Annotated in this window: 23 protein-coding genes and 1 pseudogene; 14 read left to right on the forward strand and 10 right to left on the reverse strand. The window is 49.0% G+C overall.

The window, feature by feature from the left end:
• Positions 1-53: 53 nt before the first annotated feature.
• The 3 genes from rfaQ to DRI82_RS15490 are packed head-to-tail and all read left to right on the forward strand — an operon-like array spanning position 54 to position 3357.
• On the forward strand, positions 54-1130 hold the full coding sequence (rfaQ, locus tag DRI82_RS15480) for a putative lipopolysaccharide heptosyltransferase III (protein WP_114194809.1): 1077 nt from the start codon (positions 54-56) through the stop codon (positions 1128-1130).
• Entirely contained in the window at positions 1130-2257 is a 1128-nt protein-coding gene (locus tag DRI82_RS15485; protein WP_114194810.1) for a glycosyltransferase family 4 protein, read from the forward strand. Before rfaQ ends, DRI82_RS15485 begins: the two co-directional genes overlap by 1 nt.
• Before the next feature lie 2 nt (positions 2258-2259).
• Entirely contained in the window at positions 2260-3357 is a 1098-nt protein-coding gene (locus DRI82_RS15490; RefSeq protein ID WP_114194811.1) for a glycosyltransferase, read from the forward strand.
• A 40-nt stretch (positions 3358-3397) separates the two neighbouring features.
• Here DRI82_RS15490 and DRI82_RS15495 read toward each other — a convergent pair whose 3' ends face one another.
• Positions 3398-4414, reverse strand: a complete 1017-nt coding sequence (locus DRI82_RS15495; RefSeq protein ID WP_114194812.1) for a glycosyltransferase family 9 protein — start codon at positions 4412-4414, stop codon at positions 3398-3400.
• A 121-nt stretch (positions 4415-4535) separates the two neighbouring features.
• On the opposite strand from DRI82_RS15495, the gene waaA reads away from it, so the two are divergent.
• The 3 genes from waaA to coaD are packed head-to-tail and all read left to right on the forward strand — an operon-like array spanning position 4536 to position 7081.
• Positions 4536-5813, forward strand: a complete 1278-nt coding sequence (waaA, locus tag DRI82_RS15500) for a lipid IV(A) 3-deoxy-D-manno-octulosonic acid transferase (RefSeq protein WP_114194813.1) — start codon at positions 4536-4538, stop codon at positions 5811-5813.
• Positions 5814-6596, forward strand: a complete 783-nt coding sequence (locus DRI82_RS15505; RefSeq protein WP_114194814.1) for a glycosyltransferase family 2 protein — start codon at positions 5814-5816, stop codon at positions 6594-6596.
• Complete coding sequence (gene coaD / locus DRI82_RS15510) at positions 6593-7081, forward strand: pantetheine-phosphate adenylyltransferase (protein WP_114194815.1); 489 nt, start codon at positions 6593-6595, stop codon at positions 7079-7081. Before DRI82_RS15505 ends, coaD begins: the two co-directional genes overlap by 4 nt.
• Here the strand turns inward: coaD and mutM are convergent.
• From mutM to radC, 4 genes are all read right to left on the reverse strand, one after another.
• Entirely contained in the window at positions 7078-7887 is an 810-nt protein-coding gene (mutM, locus tag DRI82_RS15515) for a bifunctional DNA-formamidopyrimidine glycosylase/DNA-(apurinic or apyrimidinic site) lyase (protein ID WP_114194816.1), read from the reverse strand. The genes coaD and mutM overlap by 4 nt on opposite strands.
• A 171-nt stretch (positions 7888-8058) precedes the next feature.
• Complete coding sequence (rpmG, locus tag DRI82_RS15520; RefSeq protein WP_004392084.1) at positions 8059-8226, reverse strand: 50S ribosomal protein L33; 168 nt, start codon at positions 8224-8226, stop codon at positions 8059-8061.
• A gap of 11 nt (positions 8227-8237) precedes the next feature.
• Entirely contained in the window at positions 8238-8474 is a 237-nt protein-coding gene (gene rpmB, locus DRI82_RS15525) for a 50S ribosomal protein L28 (RefSeq protein ID WP_032816691.1), read from the reverse strand.
• Positions 8475-8753: 279 nt separating this feature from the next.
• Positions 8754-9422, reverse strand: a complete 669-nt coding sequence (radC, locus tag DRI82_RS15535; protein ID WP_114194817.1) for a RadC family protein — start codon at positions 9420-9422, stop codon at positions 8754-8756.
• Between the two features lie 189 nt (positions 9423-9611).
• Here radC and coaBC point away from each other — a divergent pair, with 189 nt between their 5' ends.
• The 3 genes from coaBC (at position 9612) to slmA (ending at position 12030) form a co-directional block, all read left to right on the forward strand.
• Positions 9612-10829 carry a bifunctional phosphopantothenoylcysteine decarboxylase/phosphopantothenate--cysteine ligase CoaBC gene (gene coaBC / locus DRI82_RS15540; protein WP_170138721.1) on the forward strand — a complete coding sequence of 406 codons (1218 nt, stop codon included), beginning with the start codon at positions 9612-9614 and terminating at the stop codon, positions 10827-10829.
• Positions 10807-11265 carry a dUTP diphosphatase gene (dut, locus tag DRI82_RS15545; protein ID WP_114194819.1) on the forward strand — a complete coding sequence of 153 codons (459 nt, stop codon included), beginning with the start codon at positions 10807-10809 and terminating at the stop codon, positions 11263-11265. Before coaBC ends, dut begins: the two co-directional genes overlap by 23 nt.
• Before the next feature lie 168 nt (positions 11266-11433).
• Positions 11434-12030 carry a nucleoid occlusion factor SlmA gene (gene slmA / locus DRI82_RS15550; protein WP_114194820.1) on the forward strand — a complete coding sequence of 199 codons (597 nt, stop codon included), beginning with the start codon at positions 11434-11436 and terminating at the stop codon, positions 12028-12030.
• A 38-nt stretch (positions 12031-12068) separates the two neighbouring features.
• Here the strand turns inward: slmA and DRI82_RS15555 are convergent, their stop codons facing one another.
• From DRI82_RS15555 to rph, 4 genes are all read right to left on the reverse strand, one after another.
• Positions 12069-12599 (reverse strand): GDYXXLXY domain-containing protein, encoded by a 531-nt coding sequence (locus tag DRI82_RS15555; RefSeq protein WP_114194821.1) that lies wholly within the window; start codon positions 12597-12599, stop codon positions 12069-12071.
• The gene (locus DRI82_RS15560; RefSeq protein WP_114194822.1) at positions 12592-14793 is read right to left on the reverse strand and encodes a DUF4401 domain-containing protein; all 2202 of its coding nucleotides are present in this window, start codon (positions 14791-14793) and stop codon (positions 12592-12594) included. The genes DRI82_RS15555 and DRI82_RS15560 overlap by 8 nt, the downstream gene beginning before the upstream one ends.
• A 36-nt stretch (positions 14794-14829) precedes the next feature.
• Positions 14830-15471 carry an orotate phosphoribosyltransferase gene (gene pyrE / locus DRI82_RS15565; RefSeq protein ID WP_114194823.1) on the reverse strand — a complete coding sequence of 214 codons (642 nt, stop codon included), beginning with the start codon at positions 15469-15471 and terminating at the stop codon, positions 14830-14832.
• Positions 15472-15564: 93 nt separating this feature from the next.
• Positions 15565-16281 carry a ribonuclease PH gene (rph, locus tag DRI82_RS15570; protein ID WP_114194824.1) on the reverse strand — a complete coding sequence of 239 codons (717 nt, stop codon included), beginning with the start codon at positions 16279-16281 and terminating at the stop codon, positions 15565-15567.
• A 125-nt stretch (positions 16282-16406) separates the two neighbouring features.
• Here rph and DRI82_RS15575 point away from each other — a divergent pair, with 125 nt between their 5' ends.
• Positions 16407-17270: a YicC/YloC family endoribonuclease gene (locus DRI82_RS15575; RefSeq protein WP_114194825.1), complete on the forward strand. Its 864-nt coding sequence runs from the start codon at positions 16407-16409 to the stop codon at positions 17268-17270.
• 152 nt (positions 17271-17422) lie between these two features.
• Here DRI82_RS15575 and DRI82_RS15580 read toward each other — a convergent pair whose 3' ends face one another.
• The gene (locus DRI82_RS15580) at positions 17423-17884 is read right to left on the reverse strand and encodes a hypothetical protein (protein WP_157968087.1); all 462 of its coding nucleotides are present in this window, start codon (positions 17882-17884) and stop codon (positions 17423-17425) included.
• Positions 17885-18070: 186 nt separating this feature from the next.
• Here DRI82_RS15580 and DRI82_RS15585 point away from each other — a divergent pair, with 186 nt between their 5' ends.
• The 4 genes and pseudogenes from DRI82_RS15585 (at position 18071) to DRI82_RS15595 (ending at position 21248) form a co-directional block, all read left to right on the forward strand.
• Positions 18071-18403 (forward strand): helix-turn-helix domain-containing protein, encoded by a 333-nt coding sequence (locus DRI82_RS15585; RefSeq protein WP_114194827.1) that lies wholly within the window; start codon positions 18071-18073, stop codon positions 18401-18403.
• Positions 18390-18578, forward strand: a pseudogene (locus DRI82_RS24770) (hypothetical protein); the annotation flags it as partial. The gene DRI82_RS15585 and the pseudogene DRI82_RS24770, both read left to right, overlap by 14 nt.
• Positions 18579-18639: 61 nt before the next feature.
• Positions 18640-19560 (forward strand): alpha/beta hydrolase, encoded by a 921-nt coding sequence (locus DRI82_RS15590; protein ID WP_114194828.1) that lies wholly within the window; start codon positions 18640-18642, stop codon positions 19558-19560.
• A gap of 191 nt (positions 19561-19751) precedes the next feature.
• Entirely contained in the window at positions 19752-21248 is a 1497-nt protein-coding gene (locus DRI82_RS15595) for a BglG family transcription antiterminator (RefSeq protein WP_245956860.1), read from the forward strand.
• Positions 21249-21280 lie beyond the last annotated feature (32 nt).

Below are 21280 nucleotides of genomic sequence, written 5' to 3' on the forward strand. Positions count from 1 at the left end.
ATCCGATCGGGTCATTTAGAATCAACGGTTGGTTTCTTTGATAATGACAAAAAATGAATGATACGCCAGCTCTAATTCCTGTTACTCAAGTAAAACGTATCCTTATCATCAAACTTCGCCATCACGGTGATATGTTGCTGACTACGCCCGTCATCAACACGCTGAAGCAACATTATCCGCAAGCTGAAATTGACATGCTGCTTTACAAGGAAACACAGGAAATACTGGCCAGTAATCCTTCTCTTTCACACATTTTTGTCATTGATCGCCAATGGAAGAAGATGGGTACACTGGAGCATTTACGGCAGGAAGCCCATCTTCTGAAACAACTTATGGCACAGCGTTATGACCTGGTGATTAATTTAGCCGATCAATGGCGCAGCGCAATTATTACCCGTCTGACAGGTGCCCGTATCCGCCTGGGTTTCGACTTCCCCAAACGCCAGGGGTTTTTATGGCGCAACTGCTATACACAATTGGTTCCCGTCACCGAGCACAACCATTTACATACGGTTGAGCAAAACATGACTCTACTGGCACCTCTTGGCCTGAATGATTCAAATCCACAAGTTACGATGAGTTATCGCCTGCAAGATTGGCAAAAATGCGTAGAATTACTTGAAAAACAAGTGATTGATGACGACTATATCGTAATTCAACCAACTTCACGCTGGTTTTTCAAATGCTGGAGTGAGGAACAAATGGCAGAAACGATAGCCGCATTACAGGCTGACGGGCATACTCTGGTGTTAACCTCCGGGCCGGATCCGAAGGAATTGGCGATGATTGAAAAAATCCAGTCGCTTTGCCCCCGCCAAGGCGTCGTCTCTCTTGCTGGAAAACTCACACTTCGTCAGCTTGCCGCGCTGATTGACCACGCCAAATTGTTTATCGGCGTGGATTCTGTACCCATGCATATGGCTGCAGCACTGAAAACGCCTTGCATCGCGTTGTTCGGGCCGTCAAAACTCACCTTCTGGCGTCCCTGGCAGGTTAATGGAGAGGTTATCTGGGCCGGAGATTACGGTTCACTGCCCGATCCCGATCGTGTCGATACTCATACCGATGAACGTTTTCTCAACCTTATCCCTACCGATGTGGTCATTGCTGCCGCAAGGAGTCAACTGTAATGAGCGCTTTCCGTTTAGCGATTGTTCGCCAGAAATATCGCCCGGATGGTGGCGCAGAACGTTTTGTTGCGCGCGCGCTCGAAGCCCTGGAAAAGCAAGATCTTGAACTCAACGTCATTACCCGTTCATGGCAGGGCGAGATTAATCCAAATTGGAACATCCATATTTGTAACCCCATAAAGTGGGGTCGCATCAGTCGCGAACGTGGTTTCGCGATGGCAGCCAGGGAGTTATGGCAAAACCAGAAATTCGATCTGGTACAGAGCCATGAACGTATCCCCGGATGCGATATCTATCGGGCCGGGGACGGTGTTCATCGACGCTGGCTGTTGCAACGTGCACGAATAATGCCCACCTGGCGGCGGAAATTGTTGTTTGCAAATCATTATCATCGCTATGTGATGTGCGCCGAACGCGCCATGTATGCAGCACCTGAATTGAAAGCTGTGATTTGTAATGCAGAGATGATTAAGCGTGAGATTATGGCGGACTTCTCGGTTCCCGAAGAAAAAATTCGCGTCATCTATAATGCTATTGATAATCAGCGTTTCGTGCCTGCGGACGAAGCGTTGCGCCATGCATTGCGTCAAAAACTTTCGATCCCATCCAGCGCAACCTGCCTGATTTATGTTGGTTCAGGTTTTGAACGCAAGGGTCTGGCTGCTGCTATTCGCGCGGTGGCCGCCACTGACAATTATTTGCTGGTCGTCGGGCAAGACAAAGCGGAGAGGAAATACCGCGCACTGGCGGCATCCCTGGGTTGTCAGAACCGTATCTATTTCATGGGGCTACAGAACCAGACGCTGCCTTTCTACCAGGCGGCAGACGGACTGCTGCTGCCAACGCAATATGACCCCTTTCCGAACGTGATCCTTGAAGCCATGGCATGTGGGTTACCCGTGATAACCAGCACAACCTGTGGCGGTGCCGAATTTATCACTCCAGGGAAAAACGGTTTTGTGTGTGATGCTTTCGATCTGAAGTCTTTGACGTTAGCGATACAGTCACTACCCAAACAGGCGGTTGGTTCTTCAATGGCGCAAGCTGCGAGAGAGCGCATTCTGTTTTCGACACCGACGCATCTCTCTGAACAATTAGTTTCCCTCTACAAAGGGTTATTGTATTAATTATGCGTATCCTAATGATTATTGACGGCTTGCCAGGTGGCGGCGCAGAGAAGGTGGTGGTCACCCTGTGTCAGGGCATGCAGAAATTGGGCAACGATATCAGTCTGATTTCGCTGCGTGATGTCTGTAAATACCCTATTCCGACCGGTATTCATTATCAGGTGGTAACCGATACCTGCCGCAAACCCTGGAGAAAAATCACCGAATTGTCACGCAGGGCGCGGTTATTGGACGATGCCATCGCCGATCTTGAGCGTCAGCAGGGCACATTTGATCTGGTTTTCTCCAATCTGCACAAAACGGATCGCATAGTAAGAAAGAGTCGCATCCTCTCTACCGATAACCTGTGGTTTTGTATTCATGGCATTCTCTCCACTTCCTATCTGGGACATAGAAAGGGAGTGGATCGCTGGCTGAAACGTAGAAAAATTGCCGATATCTATCAAGGGCAAAATATTGTTGCGGTTTCACAGGCGGTGGGCGAAGACTTAAGGGATAACCTGAATATTCACCCAAAACAATTGGCAATAATCAATAATCCATTTGATATCGCTGAAATTGAACAGTTAGCTAACGCCCCATGCGAACTAGCTGGAAAAGAGTATCTGATCCACGTTGGACGTTTCCATCCGCATAAGCGACACGATCGTCTGTTAAAAGCTTACGCATTATCGGGTGTTCAGGCTCCTCTGGCGCTGGTTGGAACAGGTAACGACAGTGATATCCAAAAGATAAAAAATCTGGCCGAAGAGCTGAATATTGCAGAGCGGGTTCTGTTTCTGGGGTTCCAGGCAAATCCTTATCCCCTGATCAAACATGCCGCCCTGCTGGTGTTGAGTTCGGATAGCGAAGGGTTTGGCAATGTCCTTGTTGAGGCGTTACTGTGCGGAACACCCGCTGTCAGCACCCGATGTCCAGGTGGTCCAACAGAAATTCTTGTGAATGCAGGGATGACAGATGCCATTGCAGAGTTGAATGAGGATTCATTGGGTCAGAAAATTCGGGATGTCTATAAGAATCCTCCGAACATTGAGAAAGCACTAATGCAGAGATATGATTTGGACACTATTTGCCAGCAATATTTGACGTTGAATAAATAACGGTAATCATCAGGCAGATAAACTTCCCTGCCTGATGATTTTATTTTAGGAAAACAGATACTGCCTGCCAGGCATCTTCAATGCTAACATCCTGACAATCACCCGATTCAGTTTGTAATATTACGTACTTTCCTGACCATGGACGCCAGCGATCCTGATTGGTATCACCAAAGAAAACGACCATGTTTTTATTTAATGCGGAGGCCAAATGCATTTGCCCGCCATCACTGCAAATTATTAATTGGCACAGATCGAATGCAGCAAGTAATTCGCGAACAGACGCCGTCGGATATAAAACAACACGCTCGTTCTTACATAAGGAAAGTAGCTTCTCAGCGCGCACTTGATCGCCAACATCATCCTTGTCCAATGTGCCCTGTGGAGACCAGAAAATCAGAACGGAAGCCAGTGGATTCAAGGTTAGTCGCCGAATAATTTCTGCATAACGTTCAACCGGCCAACGCCTGTCAGCACCCCGACTACTAATATGAACCGCGTAAATATTATCGGCATCAGGAAGTAATCCCTTGAGCTTCTGAACCGCCTGTTTACGCTCTTCCTGACCCAAATATACCCTTACCGGTGGAATATCCCCTACATCTTCAGTTATTGCCGATAAATAAGAGTAGGCATGTTCAACCTGATGTTTTCCGTGAAAGTCGGATTTTTTAAACGGATGGGTAATATATTTATTGTCAAGGTCAGCACCGATAATATTCTTTACCCCAGCCATTCTCGCCAGCCGCAAACTATATTTACAAGGCACTGGATTGGCCAGGATTGCCGCATCGAAATTAATCGTTCTCAGCTTAAGAATAATTCGGATACGATCTAAATAAACGCCGAGAGTCGTTTCGTTCCTGGCTTTATGTTTTGCTTTTTTATAAACAAAGACCTTTTCAATGTGAGGGTTATTCATCACCACATCTTGGCTTACTTTATTGATAAGTAGATATATTTTTGCATCAGGATAGGCATTACGCGTGCCTTCGATCAAAGGGGTGGTGCATACCAGGTCGCCAATATTATCGCGGCGAATAATTAAGATATTCTTCATAACAACCCTATCAGCGAAATCCATCGCCCATCTGAACTAACGTATCTGGTTATCAAATTTGCGCCTTTCGGACACACTTATGGTACTATTATTAATAACCCATATAAATGAAATTGATAGAATGTTACTGCGTTTATATCAGGTACTACTTTACCTTATTCAACCCTTGGTCTGGCTCCGCCTACTTCTACGAAGCCGTAAGGCTCCATCTTACCGTAAACGCTGGGCCGAACGCTATGGATTCTGCGCAGGCAAGGTCGTGCCGGGCGGGATAATGCTGCACTCTGTTTCAGTCGGTGAAACCCTTGCCGCGATCCCTTTGGTACGGGCGCTGCGCCACCGTTATCCGGCGCTACCCATCACTGTCACCACCATGACACCAACGGGCTCTGAGCGGGTACAGTCTGCATTCGGTAAGGATGTCCATCACGTCTATCTGCCTTATGATCTGCCCGGTTCCATGCGTCGCTTTCTTGATCAGGTCAATCCCAAGCTGGTTATCATTATGGAAACCGAGCTGTGGCCGAACATGATTAATGCCCTGCATCAGCGCAAAATTCCACTGGTCATTGCCAACGCCCGCCTATCGGCGCGTTCCGCCGCGGGTTATAAAAAGATTGGCAGTTTCATGAAAGTCATGCTGAGCCGTATTACCCTGATTGCCGCACAAAATCAGGAAGATGGTGAACGATTCATTAATCTGGGACTTAAACGTTCACAGCTCACCATCACGGGCAGCCTTAAATTTGATATTTCCGTCACTCCAGAACTCGCCGCCAGAGCCATTACATTACGACGGCAATGGGCACCGCATCGCCCGGTCTGGATCGCCACCAGTACCCATGAGGGTGAAGAAGCCATTCTTCTTCAGGCTCACCGCGAATTATTGAATCAATTCCCAAATTTGCTGCTGATACTGGTTCCGCGCCACCCCGAACGTTTTTCGGTGGCAAAAGATCTGACCCAGAAAGCGGGCATGAGTTACACCCAACGCAGCACAGGTGAAATCCCGAATATTGGTACCCAGGTGGTTATCGGCGATACGATGGGCGAATTGATGCTGCTTTATGGCATTGCCGATCTGGCTTTCGTTGGTGGCAGTCTGGTTGAAAGAGGGGGGCATAACCCGCTGGAAGCGGCGGCTCACGCCATTCCGGTTCTTATGGGGCCTCACACTTTTAACTTCAAAGATATCTGCAACAAATTGGCAGAAGCCGACGGCTTAATCACCATCAGTGATACCACTACGCTGGTCAAAGAGATTACGACGCTGCTGACCGATGAGGATTATCGCCTTTATCATGGCCGCCAGGCGGTGGAAGTTTTACACCAAAATCAGGGCGCGCTGCAACGCTTGCTGCATTTACTGGAGCCGCATCTTCCCCCCAGGAGCCAGTAAATGAAAAACAGGAAAAGCCTGTCCGTGGTCATGATTGCCAAGAATGAAGCGCACTTATTGGATGAGTGCCTACAGTCTGTCGCATGGGCTGACGAAATCGTACTGCTGGACTCAGGCAGCAATGACGCGACGCAAGAGATCGCCAAACGCTACGGTGCTAAAGTTTTCAGTAACCTCAACTGGCAAGGGTTTGGCAAACAAAGGCAATTAGCCCAGAGTTACGCGTCGTGCGACTACGTTCTGATGATCGATGCGGATGAGCGGGTGACGCCAGCGCTTCGGCACTCGATTGAACAAGTGCTTGATAATGCCGATGATAATGTCGTTTATAGTCTGTCGCGCAGTAATCTTTTTCTTGGCCGTTTTATGCGCCATAGCGGTTGGTACCCCGATCGCGTCAACCGTCTGTATTGCTCACGCTTATATGCCTACAATGATAATCTCGTCCATGAATCCCTGAATATCGGCAAAGCGCGCATAATGCGGCTTGACGGAGATTTGCTACACCTGACTTGTCGTGACTTTTTTGATTTCCAGCGTAAACAGCTGGGGTATGCACGTGACTGGGCTACCCAACGGCATCAGCAGGGAAAGCGATGCAGCTTTTTCTCTATCCTAAGCCATACGTTGACAGCCTTTCTTAAAACCTGGCTGCTGCGGGCGGGATTTCTCGACGGTAAACAAGGTTTATTGCTGGCCGTGGTTAATGCACAATACACGTTCAATAAATATGCAGGTCTCTGGGCATTAGGCAGGCAATCTGAGAAGGGCGAGTCATTATGAGCACCAAAGCAATTTATCCCGGCACTTTCGATCCCTTCACGAATGGGCATTTGGATCTGGTTACCCGTGCAGCACAGATGTTTGATCACCTCATCGTGGCAATTGCCGCCAGCTCCAGCAAGAAACCGCTCTTTTCACTTGAGGAACGAGTCGCGTTGGCGAAGCACGTCACATCACATATCGATAATGTTGAGGTGTTGGGTTTCAGTGAACTAATGGCGCATTTTGCCCATAAACATCACGCCAACATTCTGGTGCGGGGATTACGTGCAGTATCCGATTTTGAATTTGAGATGCAGTTGGCAAGTATGAATCACCATCTGTTACCGACCCTGGAGAGTGTTTTTCTTATGCCCTCACAGAGATGGTCCTTCATCTCCTCCTCTCTGGTTAAAGAGGTCGCACGCCACGGGGGGGATATCAACGACTTCCTTCCCCCCACTATTGCTGACGCGCTGAAAGCGAAGCTTATCGCACCAAATTAATGCTGGCAGGTCGGGCAATAAAACGTACTTCTTTGCGCGTGTTTTTTTGACAGAATCGGCGTGCCGCATACTCTGCAACGTTCCCCTGCCCGGCCATAGACCTGAAGTTCCTGCGCAAAATAGCCGGGTTTTCCGTCCGACTGCAAAAAGTCGCGCAACGTTGTTCCCCCCTGCTCAATGGATCGCAGCAATACGGCCTTAATGGTCGCCACCAGCAAACCGGCTTCCTCTTCGCTAAGTGAACTGGCCGCCCGGTCAGGTGAAATGCCAGCAGCAAATAGTGACTCGCTGGCATAAATGTTACCCACGCCCACGACCAGTTTGTTATCCATTAACCAGGGTTTAATCGGGGTACGTTTGCTGCGCGATTTCTCAAAGAGGTAGGCGGCGCTAAAGTCTTCACCGAGTGGTTCTGGTCCTAAATGCGCCAAGACATTGCTGGCGCTTAGATCTTCGCTCCATAGCCACGCACCAAAACGGCGTGGATCGGTATAGCGCAGGACTTTTCCCGTATCCATGACCAGATCAACATGATCATGCTTATCTGCGTCGATCTCTTCCGGCAATACGCGCAGACTTCCTGACATACCAAGATGGATGATGATCCAGCCGCGCTTCAACTCAATCAATAAATACTTGGCGCGGCGCTGCACGCTCAGTACCAGTTGATCGCTAAGCGCCAGAATTTCATTTGAGACTGGCCAGCGTAGACGCCCGTTACGGACGATAGCATGCACGATCGTATGTCCGACAAGATAAGGTTCTATTCCACGACGACTGGTTTCAACTTCTGGTAACTCTGGCATTTATCCTCCCTCAACGAAAAACTGGTCACAGCTGACTAGATACACATCAAATATAGGTAACTCAGAAACGATAAGTGAAAGCCCCTCCAGGAAGGGAGGTTTAACGCTAAAAAACTTTTTACCCTGAAAAAAAAACCCGGCCGAAGCCGGGTTTTTATTAATCCACCAAAATTATTTAATTTTAGCTTCTTTATAGATCACGTGTTGACGGACAACTGGATCGAATTTCTTCAGTTCCAATTTTTCCGGCTTAGTACGCTTGTTCTTCGTGGTGGTATAGAAGTGACCAGTACCAGCAGAAGAAACCAGCTTGATCTTCTCGCGAACACCTTTAGCCATGATTCAGTTCCTTAATACTTCTCACCGCGGGCACGAAGTTCGGCCAAGACCGTTTCAATACCCTTCTTATCAATAACACGCATACCTTTAGCAGATACACGCAGAGTTACAAAGCGCTTCTCGCCCTCAACCCAAAAACGGTGAGAGTGCAGGTTCGGCAGAAAACGGCGTTTGGTCGCGTTCATTGCGTGGGAACGGTTGTTACCGCTCACCGGGCGCTTGCCAGTAACTTGGCAGACTCGGGACATGTCTATTCTCCAAAAATCAAATCAGCTCGAGCTTCGTATAGGGTATGGCCGCCTCGTCAGGCTTTAGAGCCCATCTCAGCAAATTTCACTGAGAAGACTCGTAGTCATCAGGTTTAAAACAGTCATCAGGTTTAAAAACCATCATCAGGTCAGAAACCTGCTGAGATAGGCTCTTAACGCCAAACCCAAGATTCTCAAAGGTGGCGTAGTATACGCTCTGAAGCGTAAGTGCTCAAGTCCCGAACAGCTAAAGATCCCAAAGGATCGCGAAAAATGCATCTAAATCCATCCGCGCTCGGCAAAAGACACCGATTTGCCGCGGCCAATGACCAAATGGTCGAGTACGCGGATATCCAGCAGTTGGCAGGCCTTAATCACCTGTTCGGTTATTAATCGATCGGCTTGGCTAGGTTCAGCCTCACCCGACGGGTGATTATGCGCCAGAATTAATGCGGCTGCATTAGCCTTCATCGCTTCACGCAAAATTTCTCGCGGATGTACCTCAACGCTGTTTATGGTACCAGTAAACATCTCCTGATGGCGAATCACGCGGTGTTGATTGTCCAGAAAAAGAACAACGAAAACTTCTCTTTCACGGTGACTCAGTAAATTTTGCAAATATTGCTCGGTAATCAGTGGATTCAGCATCGCATCTTCCCGAGCCATATGGCTGCCGTAACAGCGTCGCGCCAATTCGGACACCGCACTGATCTGTGCGGATTTGGCGTTACCCAGCCCTTTATGCTCCAAAAGTGCGGAAAACTCGGCGAATACCAACTGATGTAAGGAACCAAATTCCGCCAAAAGATGCTCAGCCATTTGGATCACATGCATCCCAGGTATTCCCGTGCGTAAAAAAATAGCCAGTAATTCCGCATCTGACAGCACACCCGGGCCATACATTTTTAGCTTTTCCCGAGGTGCTAAAGGTCTTCCCCATGGCTCCATCACCAGTTCCTAACTCGCTTAACCTGTGCCCAATGATGGCACTTACAGAATTCGGCACAAAGAAAGGTTGCTAACTCCTCGAGATATCTCGCAAAAATTTCAAAGTACCTTTCTGGGAGGCATACGCTAGCTGTTCTCTATGATGGTTATGCTAAAATGACCCTCTTTTCGATTAGAAATCGGGCAATCATGATGACGGGACTTTCCGGCAAGCATATTGTACTCGGCGTCAGTGGCGGCATTGCGGCCTACAAAGCGCCTGAGTTGGTACGTCGCTTACGCGACAGGGGCGCAGAAGTACGCGTAGTAATGACTGAAGCCGCAAAAGCGTTTATTACACCATTAACGCTACAGGCAGTTTCAGGTTACCCGGTTTCTGACGATCTGCTCGATCCCGCGGCAGAAGCGGCAATGGGCCATATCGAATTAGGGAAATGGGCCGACCTGGTCATTCTTGCCCCTGCAACCGCCGATCTTCTGGCGCGCATCGCGGCGGGTATGGCCAACGATCTGCTGACGACAGTCTGCCTGGCAACGGCGGCCCCAATTGCGGCATCACCGGCCATGAACCAACAGATGTATCGTGCGAGTGCCACGCAGGCAAACCTCAATACGCTGGTCTCACGCGGCGTATTACTGTGGGGACCTGATAGCGGCAGTCAGGCATGCGGAGATGTCGGCCCAGGGCGCATGCTCGATCCGCTGACGATCGTGGAAATGGCAAATCAGCATTTTTCTGCCGTAAAAGATCTGCAACACCTGAAGATTATGATTACCGCTGGCCCTACCCGTGAGGCTCTGGATCCGGTGCGTTTCATCTCCAACCACAGCTCGGGTAAAATGGGTTTTTCCATTGCTCAGGCCGCCGCAGAGCGTGGAGCACAAGTTACGTTGGTGACAGGGCCAGTAACGTTGGACACACCGCCGTGGGTGACGCGTGTCGATGTCACCAGTGCACTGGAAATGCAGCAAGCGGTGATGGCCAAAGCAGATGAACAACATATCTTCATCGGCTGCGCTGCCGTTGCCGATTATCGTGCAGAACACATTGCTGATGAAAAGATCAAAAAACAGGGCGATGAAATCATCGTCAAAATGGTAAAAAATCCAGATATCGTCGCAGGCGTTGCCGCAATGGCCGAAAATCGGCCTTTTGTGGTAGGGTTTGCCGCCGAAACCCAGAATGTGGAAGAATATGCACGACAGAAACTGGTGCGGAAAAAATTGGATCTGATTTGCGCTAATGATGTTTCACTCGCAGAGCATGGCTTTAATAGCGATACCAATGCCCTGCATCTTTTTTGGCAGAATGGAGACCTGAATTTACCGCATAGCGATAAATCACTCCTTGGCCGACGTTTAATAGACGAGATTGTCCGCCGTTATGAAGAAAAAAATCGACGTTAAAATTCTTGATCCGCGTATTGGAGACCAATTTCCTTTACCGACCTACGCGACACCGGGTTCTGCCGGTTTGGATTTGCGTGCCTGTCTGGACAGTGCGGTAGACCTCGCCCCTGGCGAAACCACACTTTTGCCGACAGGGCTGGCAATTCACATTGCAGATACCGATCTGGCCGCCGTGATCCTGCCGCGTTCTGGCCTGGGTCATAAGCACGGTGTGGTACTTGGTAACCTCGTTGGCCTGATCGACTCCGATTATCAGGGTCAATTGATGGTTTCCGTATGGAACCGTGGGCAGAAAGCATTCATTATCGAACCGGGTGAGCGGATTGCTCAGATGGTTTTCGTCCCTGTCGTACAGGCTGAATTCAACTTGGTTGAGGATTTTGAAAACAGCGAACGTGGCGAAGGTGGTTTTGGTCATTCAGGACGCCAATAAAACACTATTCAACATCGCGTATTGAACGCGGTGTTGAATGGCTCCTTACCCATACAGCCCCTACAACGTAAAAAAGCAATCACACAAACCGCAGAGTCAATTATGCTCATGCGGCCGTTGTGCGGGTTTTGATCAGTCAAGCCGTCTTTAGCAAGGGTCTACTCGGACATGGCAGAAAAAGAAAATACCAAAAGGAATCGGCGCGAGGAAATATTGCAGTCGCTGGCACAAATGCTGGAGTCCAGTGATGGCAGCCAACGCATTACCACTGCAAAACTTGCTGCTAATGTCGGTGTTTCCGAAGCCGCACTTTACCGGCATTTTCCCAGCAAAACGCGGATGTTTGATAGTCTGATTGAGTTTATTGAAGACAGTCTGATAAGTCGCATCAATCTGATATTGCAGGATGAAAAGGATACTTTTAACCGTTTGCGCCTGATCCTGCTGCTCATTCTTGGTTTTGCAGAGCGCAACCCAGGGCTGACCCGCATTATGACGGGGCATGCGTTGATGTTTGAACAGGATCGATTACAAGGTCGGATAAACCAACTGTTTGAGCGTATTGAAGTCCAGCTCAGGCAGGTTTTGCGAGAACGGAAAATGCGAGAAGGCGTAGGTTTCACCTGTGATGAAACGCTACTCGCCAGTCAGTTGTTAGCTTTCTGCGAAGGTATGCTTTCCCGCTTTGTGCGTTCAGAATTTCGCTACCGTCCTACACAGGAATTTGAAATTCGCTGGCCATTGGTGGCCGCACAGTTGCAATAACATTGAGGGCCAGACGGCCCTTTTTTAATGTTGAAGGATTACTTCTTCTCTATGCGCTTCAAATCGGCATCCAGTAAGTGAGTCAGCAGCGCCGAACCATCCTCAGCAACACGAAACTCACCGTAGCGGGCATTGACGTAATCTTCCGCATGTCCCTCCTGGAAAAAATAAGCATCCGTTCCTATCTGAACCGACCTGCCGGTAAAGCGGTATTGCAGATAATGTTGATTATCTGTCAGAGGCTTACCCTGATCGATTCTGGCAACGGTTGCCCGCTGGCGATCGTCAAGATCAACAATCAGACGGCCTTTAGACTCAGGACAAGGCAGTGAAGGCTGTTCGCTGCATTTCTCTTGTTCAGCGTAGAATTGTTCATTGATTGGCGTTACAAGCGCATAATTTAGCGCCATATAATCACCCTGCATCAACGATCGGGGATCAACCGGGGCCAGTTCCAGAATAATAATGTCACCCTTGGCCAACAAATGTTGCTTCTGATAAATAGAAATATTCACCACGATCAGGGCAACGACAATTACCGCGATGCTGAGCCATTTTCTCTTAAGCATTCTGATTGACCTCCCCAGCAGACAGCATCCGATTTAATACGCCGGCCAAAACCAGCAGCAAGACACCACACCCAATTAATAACAATGACTTATACAACAAACTGAATCCGAGGAAGTAATACCAGCCACTGGTATAAACTGCAAGAAAACTCGCCGCAACACCCAGTAACCATTGATTCCCCTGATAACGGGCAATCAATAACAGTGCCAGGCCAAAACCGATTCCCGGCGCAAAATGGGCCACAAGGGAGGTCACGACCGCCGCGATCAACCAGAGTGGCTTGAACTCACCGCGATGCAAAGCCCATTGAATCAGCGTAAACAACAAGAAAGCAGCGGGAATCCCATAGCCCAGACTATGTTCCAAATAAGGTCCCGTATCTGACATCCAGTAGAATTCATGGGCATTTCCCATCTGAATGCTGTGCAGGCAAACCACCAGAAGACCCCCGATACCGCCATACATTAACGGGTGAATCAGCGGCGCATTGGGCGTAGCCAGTAATCTGACTTCGTTGCAAATCAGCCAAAGAATCAGCATGACAATGGCGGTCACTATCACTATCGGCGTGAGGAAAATGAGCCACTGGTTATCGGGTGCCAAATGCCATATCAGGGCGTAACTTGTCACAACAATACTCATGAAGACTAAAGTGCCCGTCGCCAGGAGGCGATACATATCATTGCGGAATACCACAATAAGCACCGCCAAAACAGGAATGAACCACAGACTTTGCACCAGCATAGATCTGCTGCTAGAGTCCTGGATTATCGTGATCCCGATACATAATCCGATCGAGGAAGCTATCGCCCATACCAGACCAATCTGCTGTCTCCCGAGACTCGGCAGTGAGAGCAACCACGCGGCAAGGGCACCGCCCATCAGTGAAAAAACAATAATTGTTCCGGCCTTGAGATCGTCAAGTATCCCGCTCACAAATCCCAGCAATATCAACAGACCTAACAGGATTAATGCCGCGACCCATCCGCCAAGCGCAAAAGCGGCGCGAATATACCAAGGCAGAGTCAACTTGCCTTGTTCACCAAGCAATTCTGCTTTCTGGTTTTCGTCGATCAAAGCACGCTGCTCAAGAGCAAGTAACAGTTCGTCGTATTCAGACTGGGACAACTCCACCGCTTGATTTGGATACATCTGTCGGCGCCAGTGGAGTAACAATTTCCCCCCGGCACCAAACAACAGGGCTATCGCTATCCCAATCAGAAACAGAGAGCCGATATCGCCAGACCAACTCACCGAGGTAACGATAACGGCAGTTCCCACCGCTAAGAGGCTGCAAATACCGAATGTCAGCATGCATAAATCCGGTTGGCGATAGCGATACCACCCGTAGCCGCCTGCCATAACCACTAACCAGCAAAGGAGAAAAACGTAACCATGCTGACGGAAGCTAAAGTCAATGATCTCCTCAATTACCGGCATCGTCAGTGACAGTAAAAAATAAGCCGCCATAATCCGCGGAAACCAGTGGTTCGTCGTTTTATCGGGTGATTTGGTTTTGCCGAATCTTTCCGTTGCTTCCCAGGTCAAAAGACATAATCCCTGAAAAAGCAGATAGCCATACGTGAGGAAAGTGTTGACATAAAAAGCGCTGTCGAGCAGTGAAAAAGAGGTCGTGAACCGCGATGAGTAACTGTAAAAAAAGAGATTCAGGCCAATGTTTGCCACCAGCCAGGTCAGAAACCATAAACCCACCTGCCTGCCGATCAAAGCCAGAGGGATAAGAACCAACGTCCAGGCGCGGAATAATTCCCAGCTATCGGCACCGGTTTGGTAAATCTGCCCGAACACAGCAAACAGCGCACCGAAAAAGAATCCAGCGGCCAACAATGCAGTGCGACTGACTGCATCATACCAGCGCCACCAGATGAGAATGGCCAGGGCCACGATCAGTAATTCGATGACACCAAATTTTGCCATCACGGGCATTGCCGCCCAGTTCCATGCAAAGAAAAAGATGACGCCACAAATTATAGCGAGGGACCCGGCCAGCAGCAGCACTCTGCTGAGAAACAAACGCCAGGCCTGACGTCCAGGTCTTACACCGCAATAGCGTACTATCTGCTCAAAGACCGCAGGTGTAAGAAGCTGCATTGGCAAGAGTGACTGCAACTGGCGGCAGAGTTGCGCTGCCGCATGTGAAGGCATCCAAGACGCTGATTTCGGTTCTGCCATGACTTACATCCTTGTCTCTGAACAGTAAAAGGGATATCAGATGCCGTATTGCTGCTGATAGGCTCTGACGGCGGCAAGATGGTCAGCCATTTCTGGCTTCTCTTCAAGATACGCGATGAGATCTTTCAATGTAATAATTGAAATGACCTGGCAATGATAATCGCGTTCAACTTCCTGGATAGCAGATACCTCACCACGACCTTTCTCCTGACGATCAAGTGAAATCAGTACGCCAGCCAGCGTGGCACCGTGCGCGGATATAATTTCCATTGATTCACGGATTGCCGTACCTGCGGTGATCACATCATCAACCAACATGATCCGCCCTTGCAGAGGACTGCCCACCAGCGAACCGCCTTCACCGTGATCTTTTGCCTCTTTACGATTGAAACAGTATGGCACATCACGCTCATGATGCTCTGCCAGCGCTACCGCGGTGGTGGTAGCAATCGGAATACCTTTATAGGCGGGGCCGAACAGAAGATCGAAATCAATACCTGAATCCACCAATGCAGCGGCATAGAAATGCCCTAATAACGCCAAATCACGGCCAGTATTAAACAAGCCTGCGTTAAAGAAGTAAGGACTGATACGCCCCGACTTCAGGGTAAATTCGCCGAACTTTAAAACCTGTTTGTTAAGCGCAAACTCGATAAACTGGCGCTGATAGGCTTTCATTGATGCATCTCCTCGTTATTTACTGTCTTTAATATACCGGTCACTACAGACCATAAAAAAGGCGACCTCTCGGTCGCCTCTTAAAAAAAAATTCTATTGTTCCAGCGCCGCTTTCTGCGCCTGGAAAATGGTATCGATTCCCCCTCGTGCGAGGGCCAGAAGCTCAAGCAATTCTTCATGACTGAAGGGTTCACCTTCTGCGGTGCCCTGCACTTCAATCATTTTGCCGTCTTCCATCATCACGACATTCATGTCAGTTTCAGCGGCTGAATCTTCTATATACTCCAGATCGCAAACGGCTTCACCTTTAACGATACCCACTGACACCGCAGCGACCAGACCTTTCATTGGGTTGGCCTTCAGTTTGCCTGCTGCGACCAGCGCATTCAACGCATCGGCCAGAGCGACACAGGCACCGGTAATGGATGCGGTACGGGTGCCACCGTCGGCCTGCAAAACATCGCAGTCCAGGGTGATCGTAAACTCGCCGAGTTTTTTCAGATCAACCGCTGCACGTAACGAACGGGCAATGAGACGTTGAATCTCCAGCGTGCGACCACCTTGCTTACCTTTTGCCGCTTCACGGGCATTACGGCTGTGGGTAGCACGCGGCAACATGCCATATTCAGCGGTAATCCATCCTTGCCCCTGCCCTTTAAGAAAACGCGGTACCCCGTCTTCCACGGTAGCGGTGCACAGAACTTTGGTGTCACCAAACTCCACCAGCACTGAACCTTCAGCGTGCTTAGTATAATTGCGGGTCAGTGTCAGGGGACGCACCTGTTGTGCATTTCGGCCTGCTGGACGCATCGGTTTTCTCCGGCTAGCAAATCATGATTGGCTGCGCATTATACGGGCTTCGTGAGGTAATGCCTATCATGACCGGTTGAGCAACGCTATAATCGCTGCATCTTTACATTAACAGGTACGCATTGATGATCCGCAGCATGACCGCCTACGCCCGGCGCGAACTTAAAGGCGACTGGGGCAGCGCAGCTTGGGAGCTGCGTTCCGTTAACCAACGTTATTTAGAAACCTACATCCGTTTGCCGGAGCAATTCCGTGGCCTTGAGCCCGTAATTCGTGAACGCATCCGTTCCCGCCTCACCCGAGGCAAAGTTGAATGCAACCTCCGTTTTGATCTCGATCCACGTGCGCAGAGCTCTCTGGTGTTGAATGAGAAGCTGGCAAAACAGCTGGTTGAAGCCGCGCAATGGGTCAAAATGCAAAGCGATGAAGGAGAAATCGATCCTGTTGATATTCTTCGCTGGCCGGGCGTTATGTCCGCCGAAGAGCAAGATTTGGACGCGATCAGCGCCGAACTGCTGAAAGGTCTCGATGGCGCGCTGGATGACTTTATTCTGGCCCGTGAAAGTGAAGGGACCGCGCTGAAAGCGATGATCGAGCAGCGCCTGGCTGGTGTCAGTGACGAAGTGGTCAAAGTCCGCGCCCAGATGCCCAACGTTCTGCAATGGCAGCGCGAGCGTTTGGTCAGCAAGCTGGAAGATGCGCAGTTACAGCTTGAGAACACACGTCTGGAACAGGAACTGTTGCTGATGGCCCAGCGTGTCGACGTCGCGGAAGAGTTGGATCGCCTGGAAGCCCACGTAAATGAAACCCATAAGATCCTGAAGAAGGAAGAGGCGGTTGGCCGTCGTCTGGATTTCATGATGCAGGAATTCAACCGTGAATCTAACACCCTGGCGTCGAAATCGATCAACGCGGATGTAACGACATCCGCAATCGAATTGAAAGTGCTGATCGAGCAGATGCGGGAACAGATTCAGAATATTGAGTAAATATTCAAGAGCTATCCAGAAGTCGCAAAAAAACCAGAAAGCCCGCCAGCGGGCTTTTTTAATGTCATATTATCGAGTCAATTTTCACCAAATCGCGGAGTTACGGTGTCCTGATGGAATATCAGCGAGATATATTGAAGCTTTCTGATGACTCATGGTACGCATAGCGTAAGATTCAGGGGACGAGTGGGAAGGTAAGCATATCCATTTTCATCAAGGGCATTGAAGATATCCATCACGCCTTGATCAGTTTCAATGATGAGGTGGGTATCCAAGGGAATTTCTTGCCCCTCCCATACCAAATAATCCTGCCCAAGAGAAACAGATAAAATGACACCGCCGATCAAACGGTTAAGGTCATCAAATGCGTTTTCAATCCACCGAACCTCACTATCATAGATATCGAAAGGTAATGATTGGTCATTTGAAAGCCATAAGTCATCGAATTTGGACCAAGCAACGGCAATTATCTGACCGTTATTAAATTCCAGCCTGATAGGTAAATCATTCCATGGTTCCCACAGGTCAAAGAAAATCTCTGCGGTAGAGTAGCCAATCAATGTGGCTCCTGTGAATTTTCCAAATACATTTTTTATTGCTTCAATTTTATTCACTAAGCGCCTCAGCATCCTAGGTTATGTTCTTCTGATTCATAATTACCACTATAATAATGGCCCCGAGAAGATAGACGAATACGGTTTGTTATCCGACGCAGGTAATCGGCTTTTGACCTGCTCCCCACGTCTCCCCTACGTTATTCGTAGTATCAAAAAACCCGTATAACTACGAATATCGTAGCTATGAAAACTCCAGAACAATACCGTGATATTTTCAGTCAACGTCTTAAGGATGCTCGCTTACTTCGTGGGCTGTCCCAGAAAGGGTTGGGTATCGCAGCCGGAATTGACGAGTTCGTTGCCAGTGCGCGAATCAATCGTTATGAGAAAGGCGTGCATGAGGCCAATCTCGCTACGGCCAACCGCTTGGCTGAGGTGCTGAATGTCCCGCTCGCGTATTTCTATACGGCTGATGACAACCTGGCGAAGATGATTTTGATATTCTCCGAGCTCTCCGCACAGCAACAAACCGCACTCCTTGCGTCGTTAGAAAAGCAATTCATCATTCAATGCTAATCCCAATGATCTTATTTATTACCCAAATGAATGGTTTAATAATCCAGAGCTTTTCCACGTGGATCTTTCTAATGAAGAGATCGCAGGTTATTTGATGGAAAAATCGGGAAGGCATCTTCCTGACGCTCCAAAAATTGAGCTGAAATACCCTATTCCGGACGATGTTTATGATTAAGCTCGTTTGTTGGTATATGTATGCCTTGTAAATGTCAGGAAGCTACGAGAAAGGAAGAAAAATGAAACTGGAAGCGGGTATTGCAGCCCTCGTTGAGGAGTTCATCGCGGCAGGTCGTCCATCGTCGCGGGCGCAGTCCATTAAGCAGCGGCGCGATGGGTATATTGCGGAATTGGGCGGTGAAATTGAGCCGGTGGCAAAAGTTGAGACGATCGATGCCAACGGCATTCGTCTGCGCCTCTATCACCCGCAGCCCGGAAAAATCCTGCCCGTTGTTATCTATTATCATGGCGGCTGTTTTATCAGCGGTGATTTCGCCACCCACGAACGGCAGCTACGCCAGGTGGCTAATCAGGCGCAGGTTCTGGTCATCGCGGTTGAATACCGTTTGGCCCCTGAGCATATTTATCCCGCAGCGCATGATGATGCCCTGGCCGCAGCCAACTATATTCGCGAGAATGCCAACGCGTTGGGCGGTAATGCGGATCAGATCTGCTTAATGGGTGACAGCGCGGGAGGGCACATCGCCCTGGTTACCGGCTTGCGTTTAAAAAACGCCGGAAGCTGGCTTCCCGCAAAACTGGTATTGATCTACCCAATGCTGGATGCGAGCGGCAGCAGTCAGAGTTATAAAACCAATGGTGATGACTACATCATTACCCGCGACACACTGTTGAGTGGGTTTGAATACTATTTGGGCACGAAAGAATTGGGCAATACCGAAAAGCAGCATCCGGAAGCCAGTCCGCTTTATCGCGATGATTTTAATGGCCTGCCCAAAACACACATCATCAGCGCAGAGTTCGATCCGTTGCATGATGAATGCGAACACCTGTTCCAGCGCCTGCAACAGCAGAACGTCAGGTGTACGTATACCTGTTATCAAGGCGTGATCCACGGCTTCTTCCAACTGGCCAGCATCAGTCGCTCAAGCCAATTGGCTATCGAACAAGTCTCTGCCTGGGTACGTGAAATGGCCTGATGTGATGCGTGAAAAAGTGGGCTTTCGAAGATGCTCTCACTCTTCCTGCCCACGCAGTTCACAGACAGAACCTGGAATTTTCTATACTCTCACCTATCCGAAAGTAGACCTGAATCCAGACTCGATGTTGAGATGCAATAATGAACAGCTTTGACCTGTCATTCTTAAAATATATTCAGGAACACAGCCCTGTGTTAATCGAGGATGTCACGTCCAGATTTGGCAAAACCACGTCGACGCTGAAACGGGCAATGAAAGAAATCAACGAGTTTCTTGAGCCTTATTATCACCTCCACATGGATGGGCAATCGATCATCACGGCGGTTACCTATCGGGAATATATCGGTTTTCTGGAGCATATTCCGCTTAACCGCTATATCACTACCGCCGAAGAGCGCATCAAGGATCTCAGCGTCGCGCTGTGCCTGCAGGACGTGGTGAATAAAAGCGAATACTACCGCAAATTCAACGTCAGTCCGACCACGCTCAAAAACGATAACCTGGCACTATCAGCATTCCTACAGGCCAATCATCTCGCTGTCACCGCCATTCACAAGCAAGGATCGCGACTGGATGGCGATGAAATTCTGCTGCGTATTGCGATCTGCCTGACTATCCTCAAAACCGTGGAAATTGGTGAAGGCCATCTTCTGGTGCCGCATAAAGCCAATGAGCCAATCAATAAGTCCATTGCCACGCAGTTTTTGCGGGAGTGCGCACCAGAGGTTAGAGCCGCCGCCGCGTTGTACGAGCAACGGCTAAGCGGTACGGTTTCACTGGGCTATAACAGCAAGAAATATTTTCTGGTGTATATGAGTATTGCGCTGCATCGTATGCGGCGCGGGCATGCGATTACTCACAGCGATAACCTTAACTTTATCCAGTCGCTAGATTTTGCGCTGTTGGATAATGAGCATGAAAACCGCTTTCTCGACCTGCTGATTTCCTCTCTGACCTATACCTGGCGTCCGTTCGATGTCTATGATCCTACACTGATAAAACTCGTCAGACACCTGTGTGAATACATTTTCCCGCGGTTGAGAGCGGAGATTCACAACGCGTCACCGTTCTTCGCTGATGTCTATCAGTTCATCTATTCAACCATCGTACAGAGCAAGTTCAATTTATACTTTGACGACAAAAAGCTGCATGAGGTTCAGACGCGGCATGCCCTTCTCTATCAGGCCGTTTCTCAGGCCACTGCGCCTATAGCACAGTATTACCAGACCACATTTTCGACTGTGCACCTGTCGACGCTGGTATTAATCCTGAAGAAATACGAGTTGCAGAACCGGGTTCATAGTGAATACAAAAAACGCATTATTATCGTCACCAACTCTTCGGAAAGTAAGGTCGGCTATTTCAAGGAGGTCTTGAAGTCGCACTTCCATATCGACATTGTTGGGTGCGTCAATATCAACGAACTGCACACCCTGGGACAGACGCCCTTTGATTTACTCATTACCTTCACCAATAAAATATCCAGCTATCTGAAGTACTATCAGTTGGATTACATCAAGGTGAATTTCTATTTGAGCCGTGATGACATTTCGTTACTCGGTAAGCATGGACTTTCCCGGGCGAAAAAGAAGATCCCCACCGAAGCATTTATTCAGGAGATCGAGGGATTGGATCGGCAGCAACTGCGTGCCTTGCTGGAGCAGAAATATCCGGACTTTTTTATTTGAAACAAAACAGTCAGTTTATTTGAAACAGAACG

Origin of the sequence: Edaphovirga cremea (assembly GCF_003332275.1) — a bacterium.
Classification (GTDB): Bacteria; Pseudomonadota; Gammaproteobacteria; order Enterobacterales; family Enterobacteriaceae; genus Edaphovirga; species Edaphovirga cremea.